The organism is Hylemonella gracilis str. Niagara R, assembly GCF_000600295.1.
Lineage (GTDB): Bacteria > Pseudomonadota > Gammaproteobacteria > Burkholderiales > Burkholderiaceae_C > Hylemonella > Hylemonella gracilis_A.
In genome coordinates, this window is record NZ_JEMG01000001.1 from 1,819,896 (window position 1) to 1,840,368 (window position 20,473).

The 20,473-nt window shown below is 65.8% G+C and carries 22 protein-coding genes and 1 pseudogene; 11 read left to right on the top strand and 12 right to left on the bottom strand.

Going from position 1 to position 20,473, the window contains the following annotated elements:
* The first annotated feature begins 39 nt into the window (after positions 1–39).
* From AZ34_RS08470 to AZ34_RS08510, 9 genes and pseudogenes are all read left to right on the top strand, one after another.
* A complete protein-coding gene (locus AZ34_RS08470) occupies positions 40–2,544 on the top strand; it encodes a heavy metal translocating P-type ATPase (protein ID WP_081767315.1) in 2,505 nt (834 codons plus the stop codon).
* Positions 2,544–2,681, top strand: coding sequence for a cbb3-type cytochrome oxidase assembly protein CcoS (ccoS, locus tag AZ34_RS08475; RefSeq protein ID WP_035607043.1), 138 nt, complete (start codon positions 2,544–2,546; stop codon positions 2,679–2,681). The genes AZ34_RS08470 and ccoS overlap by 1 nt, the downstream gene beginning before the upstream one ends.
* A gap of 70 nt (positions 2,682–2,751) precedes the next feature.
* On the top strand, positions 2,752–4,191 hold the full coding sequence (gene ccoN / locus AZ34_RS08480; RefSeq protein ID WP_035607046.1) for a cytochrome-c oxidase, cbb3-type subunit I: 1,440 nt from the start codon (positions 2,752–2,754) through the stop codon (positions 4,189–4,191).
* A 10-nt stretch (positions 4,192–4,201) separates the two neighbouring features.
* Positions 4,202–4,819 carry a cytochrome-c oxidase, cbb3-type subunit II gene (ccoO, locus tag AZ34_RS08485; RefSeq protein WP_035607048.1) on the top strand — a complete coding sequence of 206 codons (618 nt, stop codon included), beginning with the start codon at positions 4,202–4,204 and terminating at the stop codon, positions 4,817–4,819.
* 11 nt (positions 4,820–4,830) lie between these two features.
* Positions 4,831–4,965 (top strand): CcoQ/FixQ family Cbb3-type cytochrome c oxidase assembly chaperone, encoded by a 135-nt coding sequence (locus AZ34_RS08490; protein ID WP_035607050.1) that lies wholly within the window; start codon positions 4,831–4,833, stop codon positions 4,963–4,965.
* A 29-nt stretch (positions 4,966–4,994) separates the two neighbouring features.
* Positions 4,995–5,912: a cytochrome-c oxidase, cbb3-type subunit III gene (gene ccoP / locus AZ34_RS08495; protein ID WP_035607052.1), complete on the top strand. Its 918-nt coding sequence runs from the start codon at positions 4,995–4,997 to the stop codon at positions 5,910–5,912.
* On the top strand, positions 5,884–7,365 hold the full coding sequence (gene ccoG, locus AZ34_RS08500; protein WP_035607054.1) for a cytochrome c oxidase accessory protein CcoG: 1,482 nt from the start codon (positions 5,884–5,886) through the stop codon (positions 7,363–7,365). Before ccoP ends, ccoG begins: the two co-directional genes overlap by 29 nt.
* Positions 7,366–7,396: 31 nt before the next feature.
* Positions 7,397–7,663, top strand: coding sequence for a hypothetical protein (locus AZ34_RS17945; RefSeq protein ID WP_081767132.1), 267 nt, complete (start codon positions 7,397–7,399; stop codon positions 7,661–7,663).
* Positions 7,664–7,734: 71 nt separating this feature from the next.
* Positions 7,735–7,944 (top strand): annotated as a pseudogene (locus AZ34_RS08510) (hypothetical protein); the annotation flags it as partial.
* Between the two features lie 162 nt (positions 7,945–8,106).
* Here AZ34_RS08510 and fnr read toward each other — a convergent pair.
* On the bottom strand, positions 8,107–8,832 hold the full coding sequence (gene fnr / locus AZ34_RS08515; protein WP_035607057.1) for a fumarate/nitrate reduction transcriptional regulator Fnr: 726 nt from the start codon (positions 8,830–8,832) through the stop codon (positions 8,107–8,109).
* Positions 8,833–9,012: 180 nt separating this feature from the next.
* On the opposite strand from fnr, the gene hemN reads away from it, so the two are divergent.
* Positions 9,013–10,458, top strand: coding sequence for an oxygen-independent coproporphyrinogen III oxidase (hemN, locus tag AZ34_RS08520; RefSeq protein ID WP_051510108.1), 1,446 nt, complete (start codon positions 9,013–9,015; stop codon positions 10,456–10,458).
* Between the two features lie 14 nt (positions 10,459–10,472).
* Positions 10,473–11,285, top strand: a complete 813-nt coding sequence (locus AZ34_RS08525) for a sulfite exporter TauE/SafE family protein (protein WP_035607060.1) — start codon at positions 10,473–10,475, stop codon at positions 11,283–11,285.
* 32 nt (positions 11,286–11,317) lie between these two features.
* Here the strand turns inward: AZ34_RS08525 and AZ34_RS17585 are convergent, their stop codons facing one another.
* The 11 genes from AZ34_RS17585 to AZ34_RS08580 all read right to left on the bottom strand — a co-directional run bounded on the left by AZ34_RS17585 (position 11,318) and on the right by AZ34_RS08580 (position 20,469).
* Entirely contained in the window at positions 11,318–12,142 is an 825-nt protein-coding gene (locus AZ34_RS17585) for a 4'-phosphopantetheinyl transferase family protein (protein ID WP_197026515.1), read from the bottom strand.
* Positions 12,143–12,183: 41 nt separating this feature from the next.
* Complete coding sequence (locus AZ34_RS08535; protein WP_051509630.1) at positions 12,184–12,627, bottom strand: hypothetical protein; 444 nt, start codon at positions 12,625–12,627, stop codon at positions 12,184–12,186.
* A complete protein-coding gene (locus tag AZ34_RS08540) occupies positions 12,627–13,127 on the bottom strand; it encodes a hypothetical protein (RefSeq protein WP_155831750.1) in 501 nt (166 codons plus the stop codon). Before AZ34_RS08540 ends, AZ34_RS08535 begins: the two co-directional genes overlap by 1 nt.
* A gap of 46 nt (positions 13,128–13,173) precedes the next feature.
* Entirely contained in the window at positions 13,174–14,436 is a 1,263-nt protein-coding gene (locus AZ34_RS08545; RefSeq protein WP_035607064.1) for a beta-ketoacyl-ACP synthase, read from the bottom strand.
* A gap of 42 nt (positions 14,437–14,478) precedes the next feature.
* The gene (locus AZ34_RS08550; RefSeq protein WP_035607068.1) at positions 14,479–15,252 is read right to left on the bottom strand and encodes a 3-ketoacyl-ACP reductase FabG2; all 774 of its coding nucleotides are present in this window, start codon (positions 15,250–15,252) and stop codon (positions 14,479–14,481) included.
* 11 nt (positions 15,253–15,263) lie between these two features.
* Entirely contained in the window at positions 15,264–15,758 is a 495-nt protein-coding gene (locus AZ34_RS08555; RefSeq protein ID WP_051509631.1) for a hypothetical protein, read from the bottom strand.
* Between the two features lie 15 nt (positions 15,759–15,773).
* Complete coding sequence (locus AZ34_RS08560) at positions 15,774–17,018, bottom strand: beta-ketoacyl-ACP synthase (protein ID WP_035607071.1); 1,245 nt, start codon at positions 17,016–17,018, stop codon at positions 15,774–15,776.
* Positions 17,015–17,644, bottom strand: a complete 630-nt coding sequence (locus tag AZ34_RS08565) for a DUF3261 domain-containing protein (protein WP_051509632.1) — start codon at positions 17,642–17,644, stop codon at positions 17,015–17,017. The genes AZ34_RS08560 and AZ34_RS08565 overlap by 4 nt, the downstream gene beginning before the upstream one ends.
* A 2-nt stretch (positions 17,645–17,646) precedes the next feature.
* A complete protein-coding gene (locus AZ34_RS08570; RefSeq protein ID WP_035607075.1) occupies positions 17,647–18,756 on the bottom strand; it encodes a class I SAM-dependent methyltransferase in 1,110 nt (369 codons plus the stop codon).
* A 77-nt stretch (positions 18,757–18,833) separates the two neighbouring features.
* Positions 18,834–20,078, bottom strand: a complete 1,245-nt coding sequence (locus AZ34_RS08575; RefSeq protein ID WP_035607077.1) for an NAD(P)/FAD-dependent oxidoreductase — start codon at positions 20,076–20,078, stop codon at positions 18,834–18,836.
* A 157-nt stretch (positions 20,079–20,235) separates the two neighbouring features.
* Positions 20,236–20,469 (bottom strand): hypothetical protein, encoded by a 234-nt coding sequence (locus tag AZ34_RS08580; protein WP_197026516.1) that lies wholly within the window; start codon positions 20,467–20,469, stop codon positions 20,236–20,238.
* Positions 20,470–20,473 lie beyond the last annotated feature (4 nt).

Genomic DNA, 20,473 nt, shown 5'->3' on the forward strand with positions numbered 1-20,473 from the left:
CAAATCATCTTCATGCCGCTGCCCTTACGCTTGCCGTCCATGACGTCAGCCCTTGCCGTTGGAGCATCGCCTGTCGCGGCAGGTCCCCTGGAGGCGTCTTCCGCTTCCGACGCCGCCGCCACTGCCTCCTGTGCCTTTCCCACGGTTGCCTACGCCGCATCCAGTGCCGCCGACGCGTGTGCCTTGGTGGATGACCCCCAGTTCTGGCCCGCTTTCGGCCGCCCGCTGTCTGAGCAGGGTCCGGCCGATGTGGCGCCGGATCGGGCCAATACGCTCCTGTGGGAGTCTCGCCTCGCGATCGAGGGCATGTACTGCGCCGCCTGTGCTCTCAACGTGGAAGATGCACTGCGCCATCTGCCGGGCGTGGAAACCGTCAGCGTGAGCGCCGGCAGCCAGCGCGCGCGCCTGCGCTGGCGCGCCGGCGTGGCCCGCCCCTCCCAGTGGCTGGAGGCGGTGCAGGCTGCGGGTTACCGCGCCGTGCCCGCGCAGGATCTGTTTGCCAGCGAGCGCCGTCGCCGCGAATCGCGCGGCGCTTTGTGGCGCTGGCTGGTGTCGGGCTTCTGCATGATGCAGGTCATGATGTACGCGTGGCCGGCTTACGTGGCTGGGCCGGGCTCGGCCATGGGGGACCTCACGGGCGAGCAGGAGCAACTGCTGCGCTGGGCCAGCTGGGTGCTCACCTTGCCGGTCATGCTGTTTTGCTGCGGTCCCTTCTTCTCGGCGGCTTGGCGTGACCTGACGAGTGGTTTCAGGCAAGGTCGCCTCAGCCTACGCATCGGCATGGACGTGCCCGTGGCCCTGGGCATGGGCATCACCTTCGTCGTCAGCACCCTGGGCACCTTCGAGCCACAGGGCATCTTCGGGCGCGAGGTCTATTTCGACTCGCTGACCATGTTCGTCTGCTTCCTGCTGACCGGGCGTTGGCTGGAGCTGCGCCTGCGCAACCGCACGGCCGGCGCACTGGACGCCCTGATGAACCGCCTGCCCGAGAGCGTGTTGCGCCAGACCCGTGACGAGGCAAGTCCTGACGGGGAACCGCGTTACGAGCGGGTCGCCTTGCACCGCGTGCGCGTGGGCGACCTGCTGCGTGTGCTGCCCGGGGAGGCCTTCCCTGCCGACGGTGTGCTGCTCGAGGGCCTGCCGCACAACAGCACCCAGGTCGACGAAGCCTTGCTCACCGGCGAATCGCGGCCGCTCAAGCGCGGTCCGGGTGACGCCCTCATCGCGGGCAGCCACAACCTGGCGGCGCCGGTGCTGATGCGGGTCGAGCGCGTGGGCAAGGACACGCGTTACGCGCAGATCGTCGCCCTGATGGAGCAGGCCGAGGCCAGCCGGCCGCGCATGGCGCAGTTGGTGGATCGACTGGCACGGCCTTTCCTGATCGTCGTGCTGCTGGCGGCTGCCGGGGCAGCGGTCTACTGGTGGCAGGTCGATGCCGCAACAGGGCAGGGCGGGCCAGGCCATGCCCTGATGGTGGCCGTGGCCGTGCTCATCGTCACCTGTCCCTGCGCGTTGACCCTGGCCACGCCGGCGGCCTTGCTGGCGGCCGCGGGCACGCTGGCGCGCCAGGGCGTGCTGGTGCGCCGGCTCTCGGCGCTCGAAGCCCTGGCCAGTGTCGACACGGTGGTGTTCGACAAGACCGGCACCCTGACCAGCGACGCCCTGACCCTGCAGGCCGTGCGCACCCGCGAGGGCCTGACACGGGGCCTGGCCCTGGCCTGGGGCGCGGCGCTGGCACGCCAGTCCCTGCACCCGCTCTCGCGGGCCCTGGTCAAGGCCACCACCGCGGCGCAAGACGTCACCCCGGTCGAGAACCTGAGGGAACACAGCGGCCGGGGCCTGACGGGCACGGTGGACGGACGCGCCTTGCGCCTTGGTTCGCCCTTGCATTGCGGGGTACCTGCGCAGGCCGTGTTCGGGCCGCATGCCATGCTCTCGGACGAGCAGGGCTGGTTGGCCACTTTTGAATTCGGCGAGGAAATCCGGCCGGACGCAGGTGCAACGGTCGCTGCCCTGCGCGAGCAGGGCCTGGCGGTGCGCATGTTGTCGGGCGACGCGCCGGCGCCGGTGGCGCGCGTGGCGCGCGAACTGGGGCTGGACCTGGCAGATGCGCGGGGTGCGTGCGCGCCAGATGACAAGTTAACGACCTTGCGACAGCTGCAGGCCCAGGGCCGCAGGGTGGCCGTGGTTGGCGATGGGCTGAACGATGGCCCGGCGCTGGCGGGTGCCCAGGTGTCCTTCGCTTTTGGTCCTTCCGTGCCGCTGGCCCGTGCGCGGGCCGATTTTGTGGTGCTGGGCGAGCATCTGGACAGCGTGGTGCAGGCGCAGACCATCGCTCGGCGCACTTTGCGCATCGTGCGGCAGAACATCGCCTGGTCCGTGGCCTACAACGCCGCCTGCATTCCCTTGGCCGTGGCCGGGCTGCTGCCGGCCTGGGCGGCTGGTCTGGGCATGGCCGCCAGTTCCCTGCTGGTGGTGCTCAACGCGCTGCGCCTGACGCGCCCCGCCGCCGCGCGGGCCGAGCCCTCCCTGAAAGGTGCGTGATGGAGATTCTGTACCTGTTGATCCCGCTGTCGGTCGCCCTGGTGTTTTTTGTCCTGGGCGGACTGTGGTGGGCGATCCAGCGCGGCCAGTTCGAGGACCTGGAGGCCGAGGGCGAGCGCATCTTGCGCGATGACTGAATGCGGTCGGTTTGACATGCGTCAAACCGGCGATGTACCCAAGCGGGCAGACTGTGAACAGAGGTGAAACATGACAATACTTAAACAGGACGCCACGGTCTACAACGACACCGTGGTTCGGCAATTCGCCATCATGACGGTGGTCTGGGGCGTGGTCGGCATGCTGGTGGGCGTCATCATCGCCGCCCAGCTGACCTGGCCCGAGTTGAATTTCGGCATCCCCTGGCTCAGCTACGGACGCTTGCGCCCCTTGCACACCAACGCGGTGATCTTCGCCTTTGGCGGTTGCGGTCTGTTCGCATCGGCTTATTACGTGGTTCAGCGCACTTGCCAGGTCCGCCTGTTTGGCGGGCCGCTGGCGGCATTCACGTTCTGGGGCTGGCAGGTGGTCATCGTGCTGGCGGCCATCACGCTGCCGCTGGGCTACACCTCGGGCAAGGAATACGCCGAACTCGAATGGCCGATCGACATCCTGATCACCCTGGTCTGGGTGGCCTTCGCTCTGGTGTTCTTCGGCACCGTGGGCATGCGCAAGGTCCGCCACATCTACGTGGCCAACTGGTTCTTCGGGGCCTTCATCATCGCCGTGGCGCTGCTGCACATCGTCAATAGCGCGGCCGTGCCAGCCGGATTCTGGAAGTCCTATTCGGCCTACGCCGGTGTGCAGGACGCCATGGTGCAGTGGTGGTACGGCCACAACGCGGTGGGCTTCTTCCTGACCGCCGGCTTCCTGGGCATGATGTATTACTTCATCCCCAAGCAGGCCGAGCGGCCGGTCTACAGCTACCGCCTGTCCATCGTCCACTTCTGGGCGCTGATCTTCACCTACATGTGGGCGGGGCCGCACCACCTGCACTACACGGCTTTGCCGGACTGGACGCAATCGATTGGCATGCTCTTCTCGCTGATCCTGCTCGCCCCCAGCTGGGGCGGCATGATCAACGGCATCATGACGCTCAGCGGCGCCTGGCACAAGCTGCGCGACGACCCCATCCTGCGCTTCCTGATCGTCAGCCTGTCCTTCTACGGCATGAGCACCTTCGAAGGACCGATGATGTCCATCAAGACGGTCAACGCCCTGAGCCACTACACCGACTGGACCATCGGCCACGTGCACAGTGGCGCCCTGGGCTGGGTGGGCCTGGTGACCATGGGCAGCATGTACTACCTCATCCCGCGCCTGTTCGGTCAGAAGCAGATGTACAGCGTCAAGGCCATCGAGGTTCACTTCTGGGTGTCCACGGTGGGCATCGTGATCTACATCGCGGCCATGTGGATCGCTGGCGTGATGCAGGGCCTGATGTGGCGCTCGGTCGACGCCGACGGCACGCTGACCTACACCTTTGTTGAGTCGGTCAAGGCCACCTATCCCTTCTACGTGCTGCGTCTGCTGGGCGGTCTCTTGTACCTCGCGGGCATGGTGCTGATGCTCTGGAACGTGATCAAGACGGCCACGGCCGGGCGCGTTGAACCGGTGCGCATCCCCAACGTCGCGGCGGCCCACGTCTGAGGAGAACAACATGGCACAACACAAAACCTCGGGTCACGAGAAGATCGAGACCAACAACTTCCTGATGATCGTGCTGATCCTGCTGGTGCTGCTGGTGGGGGGGCTGGTCGAGATCGTTCCGCTCTTCTTCCAGAAGTCCACTACCCAGCCGCTGGAAGGCGTCAAGCCTTACACCGCGCTGCAGCTGGCAGGACGCGATGTCTACATCCGCGAAGGTTGCTACAACTGCCATTCGCAGATGATCCGTCCCTTCCGCGCCGAAACGCTGCGTTATGGCCACTACTCCGTGGCCGGGGAATCGGTCTATGACCACCCCTTCCAGTGGGGCAGCAAGCGCACGGGGCCGGATCTGGCCCGCGTGGGCGGTCGCTACAGCGATGAGTGGCACCGCATCCACTTGATCAACCCGCGCGACCTGGTGCCGGAATCGAACATGCCGGCCTATCCCTGGCTGGAGAAGAATCTGGTGAATGCCAACGCGCTGCCGAATCACATGAAGGCCCTGCGCGTGGTTGGCGTGCCCTACACGGACGAACAGATCGCACAGGCGCCCGCGGACGTCAAGGGCAAGACCGAGATGGACGCGCTGATCGCCTACCTGCAGGTGCTGGGCACCGCGCTCAAGTAAGGAGCATGGACATGGACATCAATACCCTGCGTTCCGTCGTCACCGTGGTGGGGCTGCTGTGCTTCGTCGGCATCGTGGCCTGGGCCTGGTCCGCGCGCAAGCGGGCGGACTTCGAGCAAGCCGCTCGCCTGCCCTTCGAAGAATGAAGACAAGACACTGAAGGCGAGTACACATCATGAGCGACTTCACGCACAACTACTGGTCGATCTTCATTGGCGCCGTCACCCTCATCAGCATCATCGCCTGTCTGGTGCTGCTCTGGGTGTCGGGCAAGGTCAAGGTCAAGAATGCCTCCGCCGACAACAGCACCGGCCATGTCTGGGACGAGGATCTGCGCGAGATGAACAACCCCCTGCCGCGTTGGTGGGTGGGCCTGTTCATCCTCACCATCATCTTCTCCCTGGTCTATCTGTTTCTGTATCCCGGCCTGGGCAAGCACGAAGGGTCCCTGGGGTGGACGCAACTGGGCGAGTACGAAGCTGAGATGGCCAAGGGCGCGCAGCAGGTGGCGCCCCTGTACGCGAGGTTCGCGGGACTGAGCGTGCCGGACACGAGCAAGGACGGCCAGGCCCTGACCATGGGGGAAAAGCTGTTCCTGAACAACTGCGCCCAATGCCACGGCAGCGACGCGCGGGGCAGCAAGGGCTTTCCAAACCTGACGGATGGCGACTGGCTCTGGGGCGGCACGCCCGACGAGATCAAGACCAGCATCACGCAGGGGCGTGCTGGCGTGATGCCCCCGATGGCGGCGGCGGTCGGTGGTGCGGACGATGTGAAGAATGTCGCGCACTATGTGCTCAGCCTGTCCAACAGTCCGCATGACAGCCTGCGGGCGCAACTGGGCAAGGCCAAATTCGGGGTCTGCGCCGCCTGCCACGGTCAGGACGGCAAGGGCAATCCCTTGCTGGGCGCCCCGAATCTGACGGACGATGTCTGGCTGCATGGCTGGGGCGAAAGCGCGATCACGGCCATGATCAACGCCGGCAAGACCAACCAAATGCCCGCGCAAGGCACGGCACATGGCGGCAAGCTCAGCCCGGAGCAGATCCACCTGCTGACGGCCTATGTTTGGAGCCGCGGTGGTGGCCGATAGAAAGGTCATTCCGGTCATCGCTGCCGAGGCCGACGGCGGCGAGACCATGGTCTCGCTCTACGAGGCCAGCAAGAAGATCTATCCCCGCAGCGTCAGCGGCCTCTATGCGCGCTGGCGCTGGGTGCTGGTCTGGTTGACGCAAATCGTCTTCTACGGCCTGCCCTGGCTGCAGTGGGGCGAACGTCAAGCCGTGCTCTTCGACCTGGGGGCCCGGCGTTTTTACCTTTTTGGCCTGGTTCTCTACCCGCAGGACTTCATCTACCTCACGGGCCTGCTCGTCATCTCGGCGCTGTCGCTGTTCCTCTTCACCGCCGTCGCCGGGCGCCAATGGTGCGGGTATGCCTGCCCGCAGACGGTCTACACCGAGATCTTTCTGTGGATCGAGCGCAAGCTCGAGGGCGACCGCAGTGCGCGCCTGCGTCTCGACGCCGGGCCCTGGGGCCTGAACAAGTTCCTGCGCAAGGGCGGCAAGCACGCGGTCTGGCTGGCCTTGTCGCTGTGGACGGGTTTCACCTTTGTGGGTTACTTCACGCCGGTGCGCGAACTCTGGGCGCAGTCCTTCACCCTGGGGTTCGGCCCCTGGGAATGGTTCTGGGTGAATTTCTACGCGCTGGCGACCTATGGCAACGCGGGTTTCATGCGCGAGCAGGTGTGCAAGTACATGTGCCCCTACGCGCGCTTCCAGAGCGCGATGTTCGACCGGGACACGCTGATCGTCAGCTATGACGAGCAGCGCGGCGAACCGCGCGGCGCACGTTCGCGTCAGACGGACCCGCAGGCACTCAAGTCCATGGGCCTCGGGTCCTGCATCGACTGCACGATGTGCGTGCAGGTCTGCCCCACAGGCATCGACATCCGCGAGGGTTTGCAGTACGAATGCATCAGCTGCGGGGCCTGCGCGGATGTGTGCGATGGCGTGATGGACAAGATGGGCTATGACCGTGGCCTGATCCGCTATACCACGCAGAACGCGCTGCACGGAGGTTGGAGCCGCCTGCAGACCTGGAAACGCGTGTTCCGGCCGCGCGTGCTGGTCTACACGGCCATCCTCTGGGCCATCATTTTCGGGCTGCTGGCGAGCCTGGCCCTGCGTTCGTCCTTCAAGGTGGATGTGGTGCGAGACCGTGGCGTGCTTGCCCGCATCGTCGTCGGTCCGGACGGGCGCGGCATGATCGAGAACGTGTACCGCCTGCAGATCATGAACGCTGCCGAAAGAACGCAGCATTACCGCATCGTGGCCACGGGTCTGCCCGGGCTCGCCGTGGTCAGCGACGGTGCCGAAGGCGGCGAGATCACCATCGGTCCGGCGCAGTCACGCTGGATCGCCGTGCGCGCCCAGCTGCCTTACGAAGAAGGCGAGCGCGTGGGCAAGGGGAGCCATCCCATGCGTTTCGAGATCAGCGCCGACGACCATGTGGTCAAGGAAAAATCTGTTTTCCTCGTCCCCCGATGAACGGGCGGCTGGGAGCATCAAGGAGCAAGACATGCAAGACACAAAACCCTGGTGGAAGTTCGGCTACGTGTGGCTGGTCCTGTCCGGACCTCTCATCGTGGTGGTCGCGGGCCTGCATACCTTCTGGCTGGCCGCCAGCGCGCCCGATCCGGTGCTGGACACCCGCGTGCTCAGGCAGAACGAGGCCCCGGCACAGCAGGCGCGCAATCATGCGCAGACCGGCGCACCTGTGGCCGCTCCGGTGGACCTGCAGCTCGGCACCAGTTCCACCCCGTCCCAGACCCCGATCAAGCCCTGACAGGCAGGCGCACAGGCGACGCTAGCCGACCGCGAATCAACAAAAACACAGGCGTGTAGAGGAGCACAAGCATGCAGTGGCGCAAACTGATGTGGATCGCCTGGCCGGCTTTTCTGGTCGCTGGTCTGCTGGAGATGCTGGTCTTTGCCTTGGTGGATCCGCAGGATCTGCACTGGTTTGGCCAGCCCGTCGAGCTGGCGCGTGCCGGGGTCTACACCCTGGCGTTCTTCGCCTTCTGGGGCATGGCCGGACTGGCCAGCGCCTTGACCTTGCTGTTGGCCCAGGAGAAAGATTGAGCAGCGCCCGCTAGGGTGCTTATCCAGGCGTACCTTCGCGGCCACGAGGACCACGACGTGCGCGTGTCGTGGATGGCTCGCTTGCGATAGGAGGGGGCATCATCCAGACCGCGACGCGCGTCTTGTCTGAACCGGCATGCGCCGCGTTCAGTTGCAGGCCGGCTGGACCGCGTTCACCAGCCGGGTCAGGGCGTCCGTGTCCAGGATGCGCACGTAGCGCTGCTTGACCTCGACGATGCCGTCTTCCGCGAAACGCGAGAAGGTGCGGCTCACGGTTTCGAGCTTGAGGCCCAGGTAGCTGCCGATTTCTTCCCGCGTCATGCGCAGGATGAGTTCAGATTGGGAGAAGCCCCGCGCGTGCAGGCGCTGCACCAAGTTCAACAGGAAGGCGGCCAGCCGCTCCTCGGCGCGCATGCTGCCCAGCAGCAGCATGACGCCTTGGTCGCGCACGATCTCGCGGCTCATGATGCGGTGCACATGACGCTGCAAGCCATTGATCTCGCGCGACAGATCCTCGATGCGCTCGTAGGGCATGACGCAAACCTCGGCGTCTTCCAGCGCCACGGCGTCGCAGCTGTGCAGGTCGTTCACGATGCCGTCCAGACCGATGATCTCGCCGGCCATCTGGAAGCCGGTGACCTGATCACGCCCGTCCTCGGTGGTGACACAGGTCTTGAAAAAGCCGGTGCGGATGGCGTAGAGCGATTCGAACTTCTCACCCGCGTGGAACAGTGCCTCGCCGCGCTTGACCTTGCGCCGTGCCGCCACAACCTGGTCCAGGCGCTCCATCTCCTCGCTGCTCAGGCCCACGGGCATGCAGAGCTCGCGCAGATTGCAATTGGAGCAGGCGACCTTGATCGTGCGCAGATCCATCGCATGAACGTTGATGGTGGGGTGGGACGACATGGCGATGATTGTGACACGGTTGGCGGGTGTCGCGGCCCCGGGGCCCTCGGGGGGGGCGAGGGGTGAATCGGTCACCTTTTGATGCAAATCAAGATGGGGAACGCGCCCGAGGCGCACAGTCTCGCACCAACCATCCGGTTTTCCCCCATGCGCAAAGACACTGACTCCGCCATCGCTCCCGACGCACCGCTCGCGCTCACGCCCGAGCTGTTGCGTCGCCATGACGTGAGCGGTCCGCGCTACACCTCGTACCCGACGGCGGATCGTTTCGTCGAGGCTTTTGGTGCGACCGACTACGCCCAGGCCCTGGGGCAACGCGGCGGCGCGGGCGCGGGGGCGCTGCCTTTGTCGCTCTACGTGCATATACCCTTCTGCGAGTCGCTGTGCTACTACTGCGCCTGCAACAAGATCATCACCAAGCACCATGAGCGCGCGGCCGAGTACCTGCGATATCTGGCACGCGAGGTGGATCTGCACCTCGAGGCCTTGGGCGCGGGCACGGCAGGCCACGCCCCGGCGATCAGCCAACTGCATCTGGGCGGCGGCACGCCGACCTTTCTGAATGACGCGGAACTGCGTGCGCTGATGCGCATGCTGCAACGCGCCTTCCACTTCACGCCCGGGGGGGAGTACTCCATCGAGGTCGATCCGCGCACCATCGATGCGGGACGACTGGACGTGCTGGCTGAACTGGGCTTCAACCGTCTGAGCTTCGGCGTGCAGGACTTTGACCCGGCCGTGCAAAAGGCCGTGCACCGTGTGCAGCCTGCGGAACAGGTGTTCGCGCTGGTGCAGGCCGCGCGCGACCGTGGCTTCGAGTCCGTCAACACCGACCTGATCTACGGCCTGCCACTGCAGACACCCGAGTCTTTCGCCCGCACCCTGGATCAGGTCTGTGCGTTGCGGCCTGAGCGCATCGCGCTCTACGCCTACGCCCATCTGCCCGAACGCTTCAAGCCGCAGCGTCGCATCGATGGTGCCCAGTTGCCGGGCGCGGCGGCCAAGCTCGCCATGCTGTCGGACGCCCTGGCGCGTCTGCAGGGCGCGGGCTATGTCTACGTGGGCATGGACCATTTCGCCTTGCCGGACGATGCCCTGGCGGTGGCGCAGCGTCAGGGTCGCCTGCACCGCAATTTCCAGGGCTACAGCACGCAGCCCGATTGCGACTTGATCGGTCTGGGCGTGTCCGCGATTGGCCGCATCGGCGCGACCTACAGCCAGAACGCCAAGACGCTGGAGGAGTACTACGACGCGCTGGATCGGGGTTGCTTCCCGGTGCAGCGGGGCCTGGCGCTCTCGCGCGACGACTTGGTGCGGCGCGCCGTGATCATGGCCCTGATGTGTCAGGGCGAGCTGATGTTCGAGTCCATCAACCTGGCCTGGCTGATCGACTTCAAGACTTACTTCGCGACCGAATTGGAAGCCCTGCGCGGCTTGGCCGAGCAGGGCTTGGTCAGCCTGGACCTGGACGCGCGGCGCGGCGGCATCCAGGTCACGCCCCTGGGCTGGTACTTTGTGCGCGCCATCGCCATGGTGTTTGACCGTTATCTGCAGGCCGACCGCAATCGGGCGCGTTTCTCCAAGATTCTTTGAGCCAGAATGCCGGGATGTCCTCCACCCTTGCCTTCACGGCGCTGTTGATGGGGCTGGCCGGCGGGCCGCACTGCGTGGCCATGTGCGGCGCGGCCTGCGCTGGCCTGGCGCGCGCGGCGCGCGGTGGCCCGCCGATCGCGCCGCAGCCAGCCCGCTTTCAGGCAGATGCCACGGGTGCCTTGCCCGTGGGCAATCCGCCCGCGGCCTCCTCCGACCTGCCGCTCGTGTTGATGTTCCAACTGGGGCGGGTGCTGGGCTACGCGGCCCTGGGCGGACTGGCGGCCGCGTCGATGCAGGGACTGGGCTGGCTGACAGTCCACTCGGCGGCCCTGCGTCCGCTCTGGTCGCTGCTGCATGTGGCGGCCATCGCCTTGGGTCTGGTCTTGCTCTGGCGTGCTGCCCAGCCGGTTTGGCTGGAGCAGGGTGCGCAGGCGCTGTGGCGCCGCGTGCAGCGCCTGGTGCGTCGCCGTGCTGCCACCGACGACGGACAGGGCAGCAGGGGTGCAAGCGCCGGCCTGCTCCTGATCGGCAGCTTGTGGGCCTTGCTGCCCTGCGGTTTGTTGTATTCCGCATTGCTGGTTGCCACCTTGACGGGACAGGCCTGGAAAGGCGCGGTGGTCATGGCGCTCTTTGCCTTGGGAACGGCGGTGTCGATGACCTTGGGACCGTGGCTGTGGCTGCGCCTGGGGCAGGGCGCAAGTTCGCGCAATCCGATCTGGCAGAACCTGGGCGTGCGCCTGGCCGGACTGGCCTTGGCGCTCAGCTCGGCGTGGGCGCTCTGGATGGGGCTGGTGCATGACACGGCACCTTGGTGCCTGACGGCTTGATGGCGCCCGCATGGCCTGACTGAACTCAGAACTCAGGCAGAGGGGGGCAGGCCGACGTGCCAGGGTCGCGGCTTGGCGTGGGCCAGCGTGTGCAGAGGCGCTGTGGTGCCCAAGGGTCCGGACGCGTCAGTCGGTGCTGGACCATGGCCCGAGCCAACTGGGTACGACTGGACCCAGTGCACCGGCAGCGGGGTCGACGAGAGGGTCGAGGACCAGCTCAGCGCCAGGGTGCAGTGCTCGGTCTGCCAGACCCAGGCATTGAATGCCGCGGCATCGTTCGCGGGGGCAGTGTGCAGGCGTGGCAGCACAGCCAGATCCAGGGCGCGTGCCTGTTGCTTGAACCAGGCTTCCTTCAGCGTCCAGAGTCGCAGGAAACCAGCGCCTTGTTCAGCGGGCGAATGCAGGGCGGCCAGGGCGCGGCGTTCGGTGGGCGAGGCCGCCATCGTCGCCAGCGCGGGCCAGTCACGGGCACGGGATCGGTCTTCCGTGGCTTCGAGGTCCAGACCCAGGGCCAGCGGGGCCACGGCGGCGCAGACCCAGTCTCCGCTGTGGCTCAGGGCCAGGTGCAGCTCTGGGGCATCATGGTCCTGGTCCTCAAGACGGGGTGGCCCCTGGTCCGACGCCGACACAGAGAAAGTTCGCGTGGGTGTCAGCAGTTGCCGGAGCAGGCGCCGCAGCAACAGTCGTCCCACGATGAACTGCGCCCGACGCCTGGGCGCGGTGATGCCGCGCAGGCGTTCTTGCTCGGAGACGGAAAACTCGGCAAGCGCCGGGGATGGCGCACTCTCGAGGTTTGCGAAATGGGGCCACCATTCGGACACCCGCGCCAATGCCAGCCAGGCGGCAACAGGCTGCACCTCATCCTGGTTTGGCACCTTCGGCCCGGGGGAGGTGGAGCTTATTTTTCCAGCTTGGCGTAGTTGCCCTTGAGGGTCACGGCCGCCATGATGGCACCCTTGCGGCATTCGAAGTTCACCGGGTCGCTGTAGGTTTCTTTCTTGAAATAGCTCACGATGTTGATGACCCCGTTGGCGTCCAGCGTCTTGGCCTTGTCCTGCAGTGAGATCAGTGCCGAGAGCGCCGCCCACTTGCAGGCGAAGACCTCATCCTTGCCCACGGCGTTGGTGCGCTTGTTCGACACATCGTCGTTGGACTTGGACAGCACCTTGGGGGTGGTCTGGCCGGCCAGGTAGAACTTGACCGTGCCATCCAGCTTGTCCTTGGCTTCCGGCATTTCGATCACGTCCTTGAGCGGGATGTGCAGGATCTTGTCTTCGGCGTGCGCGGGCACCGCGAGAAAGAGACCAGTGAACAGCGCGGCGAAGCTGAGTTGAACTTTCATCAGGGTTGTTCCTTGTGGGTGGGTTGGACGGAAGAAGGTGATTTCAGTGCGCGGATGAGTTCCGCGCGGGCCTTTGCCGCATTGACTTCCTTCATCGCTTCGGGGATTTCCTTGATCAAATTGTTGATCCACCGGTTGTAGTTGGGATGAATGAGGGCGGTGTTTTCGTCGACTTTTTCATAGTTCATGTTGGTGCTGTCGGCGTAGCGCACCTGGAAGCCGTAGGCATCGTAGATCACATGGATTGTGATCGTGTGCTTGTTCTTCCTGTTGTAAAAAAGTGTGATCCGACCAATGTTGTCTCCGGTGACTCGCCATCCCAAATGCTGACCACCGAGGATGATGGCGGCCCGTGCGTCTTCCGTCGTGGGCAAGTGCGTGGAAGTGCCAGGAAGCAATACCCGCTCATGTTCAATCAGTTCCGCAGTCCGTGCCCATGCCGGTCCTTGCAGAAACAGGACTAACAAGACCAAGGCAATCCGTGGTGCTTTCAAATTCATTCCTCGTCTGGACAGGCCTTACAGCCTGTTCCTGGCATGGTTCGACTTAGTCTTGCCACCTGCGGAATATCAACGAGGTGTTGATCCCGCCGAAGGCGAAGTTGTTGCTCATCACGATGTCGGTTTGCAGGGCCCTCCCGCCCTGGGTGATGTAGTCCAGCGCGGCGCAGCGCGGGTCCACTTGTGTCAGGTTGATGGTGGGGGCGAACCAGCCTGCGCGCATCATCTCGATGGACAACCAGGCTTCCAACGCGCCGCAGGCGCCCAGGGTGTGGCCGATGTAGCTCTTGAGCGAAGAAATCGGCACGCGCTCGCCCAGCACGGCCAGGGTGGCCTCGGATTCGGCCAGGTCGCCCTGCTCGGTGGCCGTGCCGTGGGCGTTGACGTAGCCGATGGCGCTGGCGGGCAGGCCCGCTTCGTCCAGTGCCAGACGCATGGCCTGAGCCATGGTCTCGCTCTTGGGATGAGTGACGTGCGAGCCGTCGCTGTTGGTGCCGTAGCCGATCAGCTCCGCGTGGATGGTCGCGCCGCGCGCCTTCGCGTGTTCCAGCTCTTCCAGCACCAGGGTGCAGGCGCCTTCGCCGAGCACCAGGCCATCGCGCGCTGCGTCGAAGGGGCGTGGTGTCAGATCGGGGGTGTCGTTTTTCGTGCTAGTGGCGAACAGGGTGTCGAAGACGGCGGCCTCGGTCGCATCCAATTCCTCGGCGCCTCCCGCCAGCATGGCGACCTGGCGACCGGACTGAATGGCTTCGTAGGCATATCCGATGCCTTGGCTGCCCGAGGTGCAGGCGCTGGAGGTGGTGATGACACGACCGGTGAGGCCGAAAAACACGCCGATGTTGACCGCGGCCGTGTGCGACATCATCTTGATGTAGGTGTTGGCCGTGATGCCTTCGGTGGTCTTCTCCATGATCATGCGACCAAAGTCACCGATGGCCGCGGGCGTGCCCGCCGAGGACCCGTAGGACACACCCATGCGCCCGCTGTGCAGCAGCGGGTCGGCCTTCATGGCGTCCGCGCCTTGTCCCAGCAGACCGGCGTCGATCAGGGCCAGCTCGCTGGCCCGCGTGGCCATCACCGCCACCCGGCCCATGCTGCGCATGGTCTTGCGGTTGTAGTGCGCAGGCAGTTCAAAGGGCAGAGCCGGCACGCCGAGCTGGGTGTTCAAGCCCTCGTAGCCTTTCCATGCTTCCATCACCTCCACCTTGTTGCGTTCCGCGCGCAGGGCCGCCAGGGCCGTGGGCCAGTCGTGTCCCAGGGGGCTGATCGCGCCAAAGCCGGTCACGACCACGCGTTTTTTCTCGTTCATTTTTTTTCCGTTCATTCCAACATCGTCCCTGCATCCCGGTAGTCAACCCATCATGCCGCCATTGACCGAAATCACCTGCCGTGTGATGTAGGCCGCTTCCGGTTTGAGCAGGAAGGCGACCAGAGCGGCGACTTCCTCGGGCCGGCCCATGCGGCGCAGGGGGATGATTTTCATCGCTTCCTCCAGGGCCTGCGGGGCCATTTCGGCGTGGATCATCTCGGTCTCGATCAGGCCCGGCGCGACGCAGTTGACGGTGATGTCGCGCTTCGCCAGTTCCACGGCCAGTGCCTTGGACGCGGCCATGATGCCCGCCTTGGCCGCGCTGTAGTTGACCTGCCCGCGGTTGCCCATCAGGCCCGAGACGGAAGCCAGCGTGACGATGCGCCCGGGCGCCCGGCGCCGCACCATGGGCATGACCAGCGGGTTGAGCACGTTGTAGAAGGCGTCGAGGTTGGTGTGGATGACCTGGTCCCATTCCTCGCCCGTCATCGCGGGGAAGGCGTTGTCGCGTGCGATGCCCGCGTTGCAGACCACACCGTAATAGGCCCCGTGCGCTTCCACATCGGCCAGCAGGGCGGCGGATGCGGCGGCGCGATCGGCCACGTCGAAGGCCAGCGTGCGGACCGCGTGCGCGTGCCCCCGGATCTCGCGCACGCGGGCGGCGGTTTCTTCGAGCTGCGCACTGGCGCCACGTCCGTGCAGGACCAGGTCATGGCCTTCCTGCGCCAGGCGCAGCGCGATGGCGCGGCCGATGCCGCGGCTGGAACCGGTGACCAGCACCGTCGGTGCCGTGGCGGTGGGAGAGTTGTTGTTCATGCTGCTGTGACTCAGGGCTTGCCGGTTAGCGGCGTGGGCATGGGCTTGCCGTGCGAACCGGACGGGGGATCCTCGGGCTGTTCATAGACCGACACCCGGGCTTCGGCCTGGGGCTGTCCCGTGAGCGCGTCCAGGATGGCGCACTCGAACATGCCCAGGCCATTGTCGCCGAGCAGTTCGCACTTCACGCTCACGCGCAACCGCTGGCCGAAAGGAAAGGCATCCACATGCGCCAGGTAGCGCCGACTGCCGAGCAGGAAACCGGGGCGCGGCTGGCTGCCGTGGCGCGCGTGTCGGGCACCCGCCCAGGCCGCGATCGCCTGGGCCATGTACTCGATCCCGACCCAGGCCGGGACGGCGGCGGCGTCCGTGTCTGCAAACAGTCCGTCGCGCACCGTCAGTTCACTCACCGCACTGTCGTCGTCGGCGGCGATCAGGCGGTCGATCAGCAAGAGGCTACGCCGGTGCGGGACGTAGTGCTCGATGGGCTGGAAAGTGCTTGGCATGCGGGTATGGGGAGATCAGGTGCGCGAGAGGATCAGCGTCGCATTGCTGCCGCCAAAGGCGAAGGAATTGCTCAGCACATGGTGCACGGGACGGCCCAAGGCCGGAGCTGAGGCCCGCGCCAGCGTCAGCCTGGGCAGGGTGTCGTCCCATGCGCCATCCCAGACATGGGGTGGCAGCCTGCCTTGCGGGTTGTCGGCGAGGGTGATCCAGGCCAGTGCCGCTTCGATCGCGCCCGCCGCGGCCAGTGTGTGGCCGGTCAGCGGTTTGGTGGAACTCACGGGCACGTCGCTGCCCAGCACATCGAGGATGGCGCGACTTTCCATCGCGTCATTCTGTGGCGTGGCCGTCCCGTGCAGGTTGACGTAGTCCACCTCGCCAGGCGTGAGGCGCGCGCGCGCCATGGCCAGGCGCATGGCCTCAGCCGCGCCGCGTCCACTGGGTTCCGGGGCCGACATGTGGTGCGCGTCCGAGGTTTCGCCCCAGCCGGACAGGCAGACTCCCTCGCCTGGCGAGGCCGCAGGTTCCCGGCTCATCAGGAACAGCGCGGCGCCTTCGCCCAGGTTGATGCCGGTCCGGTTGGCCGATAGCGGCAGGCAGCGTTCGGCGCTGACCGATTCCAGCGCGGAGAAGCCTGCGATGGTGAAGGCCGAGAGCGCATCCACGCCGCCCGCGATCACCGCATCAGCCAGTCCGGCCTGCAGCAGGCGCGCGCCAGAGGCCAAGGCCTTGGCGCCAGAGGAACAGGCCGTTGAAATCACATGTGCCGGGCCGCGCAGGCCCAGGCTGCGGCGCAGAAAGGCGGCGGCGTTGCCCATCTCCTGCTGGCCATAGTGGTAGTGGTTGGGGAAACGGCCTTGGGCTTGGAACTGTCGCGCCGCCTGCAGGCCTTCTTCCAGCCCTGCCGTGCTGGCGCCCAGCACCACGGCCACGCGCTCCGGGCCATGCCGCGCGATGGCGGCATCCACCTGTGGTTGGATCTGCGCCAAGGCCAACGTCAGCATCGCATTGCTGCGGGTGCGTTCCTCCACCGGCAGATCCTCGAGCGTCGGCAGCGCCACCGTGTCGGGCAGACAGCCCAGGTGCAGGGACGTGGGGGTTTCCTGGCCGGGATGCAGCGGCGCGTAAGGCGCGTAGAGCGCGCAGGGGCGCACCCCCAGGGTACCAGGCAGGGCGGTGGCGTTGAAGAGTTGCCGGCGTACCTCGTCCACGCCGTTGCCCAGGGCGCACAGCAGGCCGAGGGCGTTGAGATGAAAGGTCATGGGTCCAGGCTCAGGGAACGGATGGAGAGGTGGTAGTCCTCCCGCAGGTTGCGCAGTTCGACCTCGCGGATGCCATCGACGAAACGAATCTGGATGACCGGTACGCCATCCTGACGCAGGACGCGCACCTGCTCGTCCGCGTCCAGGGTCCAACCCTCCGTCAGCGCGGCGCGAATCGCGGCGCTGGGCCAGAGCGCCATCTGCAGTTCCGAGAGGATGCGTTCACCGCGCAGCGCCGAGGGCCACCAGACCGAGCGTGTCTCTTGCAAGCGCTGACCGTCCCATTCGAGCACGGCGGCGGTCTGCCCCATGTAGAGCAGCACGACGCGCAAGGTCCGTGCATCGACTTCCAGCAAGGTCTCGATCTGGCGCTTGAGTGGCTGGCCCTTTTCGTCGCGCGCCTCGATGCGGATGCGTTGCTCCAGCGCCAGATTGCGTCCGAGCGCACCGGGCGCGAGGCGCAGCAGGGGCGCGTCACCCGCTTGCGCGGGCGCCGGGACGGCGCGGCCCGGTGGAAGGCCCACGCCGTCCGCGGGGGGCGTGGTGCGCAGCAGGCCGCAGCCGCTCAGCAGCACGACCCAGAGGCCCAGGGTGCAGCGTGTGGCGAGGGTGGTGGCGCGCGGCATGCTCATGCCTTGCCGAAACGCAACAGCGAGTGGCCGTAGCCGATGCCGTCACGCACGGTGATCAGTCGCAGGCCGGCGGCTGCGCAGAGATGGATGTAGTCGGCGCTTTCGTAGATCTTGCTGTTGCCGCTGGCCATGGCCGTGAAATAGGGTGAGGTGTTGATCAGGCAGTAGGCCGCGATGTCGTAGCGCTGCCGGTCCCAGAAGGTGTCGAGGATCAGCACCTGGCCCTGTGGGGTCAGGGTGGCCACGGCGCGCCGCAGGATGCTGGCGATGGCCTGTTCGCTGAAGCAACTGAGGAACTGGCTCATCCAGACCAGGTCCATGCCCGGTGCTCCTTCCTGCAGCAGTGGCGCGTTGTCGTCGAGCAGATCCACGGGGTGGGCATGCGCGCGTCCTGCGAGTCCCTCATTGTCCAGTGCCTGCCGCGCCACCGCAAGCTGCTGGGGCAGGTCGGCCAGGTGCAGTTCGACCTGGGCGTCGTGGCGCAGGGCCGCGATGCTGAACTTGCCCGTGTTGGCGCCGATGTCCATGATGCGCCGGGGCGCGGTGGCGAACACGTCGGGCAGGATGAGCGGGAAGGAGGTGTCGGAGTAGAGGTGGTCGAAGGCGAACCAACTCGACTTCGCGGGCTCCGGCAGTTCGGGCAGGCCCTGGTAGATGGTCGACCAGCGTTTGCCCGCCTGCGCCTCGAGCGTCTTCAAGCCCGCAGGCTTGCCTTCGTCCAGAGCCCGTTCCAGTTCGAACAAGCCCAGGTAGCACACATCGTGCACGAAGTTCAGGTTGACCTGGGTGAGCGTGTCGCTCAGCACGCAATAGCCCGTCTTGTCCAGTACATAACGACCGTCTTTCAGTGAGACGGCGCCGCAGGACAGGCAGGTCTCCAGCACCAGCTTCAGGGCGTAGCGGCTCCAGCGCCCGGTCGCGGCCATGTCGTCCACCGACAGTCCCTGCCCCCCGGCCTCGGCCAGCGCCTGCAGCATGCCGCGTTTCCAGGCATAGCGCACGCAGTGGAACACCACGGGGCCGAAGGCGATCTTCTGGGCTTCGTAGCGGGCATCGAAGGCGGATTGGTGCTTGGGAGAAAACGTCTTGTCTTGCAGTGAGTTCATGGGGTCGCGGCGGAAAACGCAGAGCGGCGGGAAATCAGGGATCAGGTCGGGTCGAGGCGTGGCGACGGCTCAGGGCTTCAGACCGAGCACAGCTGCGCCAGTACGGCCAGGCGACGCGGTTCGGCCACGTAGGGGTTGGTGCGATCCCAGACGTAACCCGCGAGGATGGCGGAGATCATGCGGTGGATGTCGGGTGTTTTTTGCTTGTCATGGAAGATGATGCGCTGGAACCAGCCCTCGTACCAAGCTTCAACGAAGGCTCGGAAGGTGTCTACGCCCGTCCTGAGCGCGCGATCGTAATCCGCGTCCCAGTCCACCTTTTCTCCCGCAGCTTCGCGGCGGATGCACTCGGCGGCCAGGCTGGCGGACTTGAAGGCGATGGTCACACCGCTGGAGAACACCGGATCGAGGAACTCCCCCGCGTTGCCCAGCAGCGCATATCGGTGGCCCTGGTTCATGCCATGCAGGGATTTCACGTTGGCGGCATAACCCACGATCTGGCGGCCCGGTGTGTCCCATTCCGCGTCCTTGAGCAGGGCGGCCAGGTCGGGTGCTTCGGCCACCAGGGCCTGCAGGCGTTCCAATTCACTGCCGGGGTACTGGGCGAGGAATTCCGTCTGCGCCACCACCCCCAGGGAACAGCGCCCGTTGGAGAACGGAATGGTCCAGTACCACACATGTGGAAACTTCGGATGCACGGTGACGCGGATCTTGTTGCGGTCGAAGCTGCTGGCCGGATCGATGTGGTCCCGCACATGGCTGAAGATCGCACCGCGCGCGGGGAAGTTCGAGGGTGTTTCCAGTTTCAGCAGCCTGGGCAACACGCGGCCGAAGCCACTGGCGTCCAGCAGGTAGTTGCCCTCGACCTGGTAAGTCTCGCCTTCGGGGGATTTGACGGTCAAGCGAGGGCGCGCGGCGTCCACGTCCACCGCTGACACTTCATGGCGGTAGCGGATTTCGGCTCCCATGCCTTGCGCTGCGTTGGCGAGCACCTGATCGAAGTCGGCGCGCTGGACCTGGTAGGTCGTGCCCCAGCCCGGACTGGACTTCTCGCGAAAGTCGAACGCGGTGTACCTGCCGTTCCAAGCGAAGGCCGCGCCATTTTTGTACTGGAAACCCGCTTGCACCACGTCGCGCAGCATGCCCGCGGCCTCGATCAACTCCATGCTTTGGGGCAGCAAGCTTTCCCCAATCGAGAAACGCGGGAACTGCTCGCGCTCCAGGATCAGCACTTGGCGGCCCTGCTGGCGCAGCAGGCCCGCCGCCACTGCGCCTGCAGGCCCGGCGCCGATGATGAGGATGTCGGTTTTTTCGGTTTTCATGTCAATTGACCTTGGTTAGGTATGAAGCGCGGCGGGCGACCCGAAGCATCGCCGGGCGCAAGGGCGCCGAACCTAGCCTCTTGGGCTGAGCCTGTGCCCGCCGAGTGGATGGTGTTGTCAGAAAGCAAGGGGTCTGCATGGATGGCATGCGCGGGCATCAGTGCAGGAACTGGCCGGCACGCGCGATGCCGATCAGTCCGACGAGGATCCAGAACACATTGAGCGTGGTGTAGGCGGCGTCCTTGCGCAGCCAGGCGCACCAGGACAGCAGCATCGCGTCGATGGTGTTGAAGATCCAGACGAACATGAAGGGGCTGTCCGGTCCCATCCAGCTCACAAGGCTGAAGCTGAAGATGCGCATGAGGACGCCCAGCATTTCAAGGGCGCGCATGTGT

What these genes read in the sequence shown, in the direction of transcription:
- AZ34_RS08540 (WP_155831750.1), bottom strand. Translation starts at nt 13,127, where the DNA reads ATGAATTTGAAAGCACCACGGATTGCCTTGGTCTTGTTAGTCCTGTTT.
- AZ34_RS08545 (WP_035607064.1), bottom strand. Translation starts at nt 14,436, where the DNA reads ATGAACGAGAAAAAACGCGTGGTCGTGACCGGCTTTGGCGCGATCAGC.
- ccoN (WP_035607046.1), top strand. Translation starts at nt 2,752, where the DNA reads ATGACAATACTTAAACAGGACGCCACGGTCTACAACGACACCGTGGTT.
- hemN (WP_051510108.1), top strand. Translation starts at nt 9,013, where the DNA reads ATGCGCAAAGACACTGACTCCGCCATCGCTCCCGACGCACCGCTCGCG.
- ccoP (WP_035607052.1), top strand. Translation starts at nt 4,995, where the DNA reads ATGAGCGACTTCACGCACAACTACTGGTCGATCTTCATTGGCGCCGTC.
- ccoS (WP_035607043.1), top strand. Translation starts at nt 2,544, where the DNA reads ATGGAGATTCTGTACCTGTTGATCCCGCTGTCGGTCGCCCTGGTGTTT.
- AZ34_RS08560 (WP_035607071.1), bottom strand. Translation starts at nt 17,018, where the DNA reads ATGACCTTTCATCTCAACGCCCTCGGCCTGCTGTGCGCCCTGGGCAAC.
- ccoO (WP_035607048.1), top strand. Translation starts at nt 4,202, where the DNA reads ATGGCACAACACAAAACCTCGGGTCACGAGAAGATCGAGACCAACAAC.
- AZ34_RS08550 (WP_035607068.1), bottom strand. Translation starts at nt 15,252, where the DNA reads ATGAACAACAACTCTCCCACCGCCACGGCACCGACGGTGCTGGTCACC.
- AZ34_RS08555 (WP_051509631.1), bottom strand. Translation starts at nt 15,758, where the DNA reads ATGCCAAGCACTTTCCAGCCCATCGAGCACTACGTCCCGCACCGGCGT.
- AZ34_RS08565 (WP_051509632.1), bottom strand. Translation starts at nt 17,644, where the DNA reads ATGCCGCGCGCCACCACCCTCGCCACACGCTGCACCCTGGGCCTCTGG.
- AZ34_RS17945 (WP_081767132.1), top strand. Translation starts at nt 7,397, where the DNA reads ATGCAAGACACAAAACCCTGGTGGAAGTTCGGCTACGTGTGGCTGGTC.
- fnr (WP_035607057.1), bottom strand. Translation starts at nt 8,832, where the DNA reads ATGGATCTGCGCACGATCAAGGTCGCCTGCTCCAATTGCAATCTGCGC.
- AZ34_RS08525 (WP_035607060.1), top strand. Translation starts at nt 10,473, where the DNA reads ATGTCCTCCACCCTTGCCTTCACGGCGCTGTTGATGGGGCTGGCCGGC.
- ccoG (WP_035607054.1), top strand. Translation starts at nt 5,884, where the DNA reads ATGTTTGGAGCCGCGGTGGTGGCCGATAGAAAGGTCATTCCGGTCATC.
- AZ34_RS08575 (WP_035607077.1), bottom strand. Translation starts at nt 20,078, where the DNA reads ATGAAAACCGAAAAAACCGACATCCTCATCATCGGCGCCGGGCCTGCA.
- AZ34_RS08580 (WP_197026516.1), bottom strand. Translation starts at nt 20,469, where the DNA reads ATGCGCGCCCTTGAAATGCTGGGCGTCCTCATGCGCATCTTCAGCTTC.
- AZ34_RS08470 (WP_081767315.1), top strand. Translation starts at nt 40, where the DNA reads ATGACGTCAGCCCTTGCCGTTGGAGCATCGCCTGTCGCGGCAGGTCCC.
- AZ34_RS08535 (WP_051509630.1), bottom strand. Translation starts at nt 12,627, where the DNA reads ATGAAAGTTCAACTCAGCTTCGCCGCGCTGTTCACTGGTCTCTTTCTC.
- AZ34_RS08570 (WP_035607075.1), bottom strand. Translation starts at nt 18,756, where the DNA reads ATGAACTCACTGCAAGACAAGACGTTTTCTCCCAAGCACCAATCCGCC.
- AZ34_RS08490 (WP_035607050.1), top strand. Translation starts at nt 4,831, where the DNA reads ATGGACATCAATACCCTGCGTTCCGTCGTCACCGTGGTGGGGCTGCTG.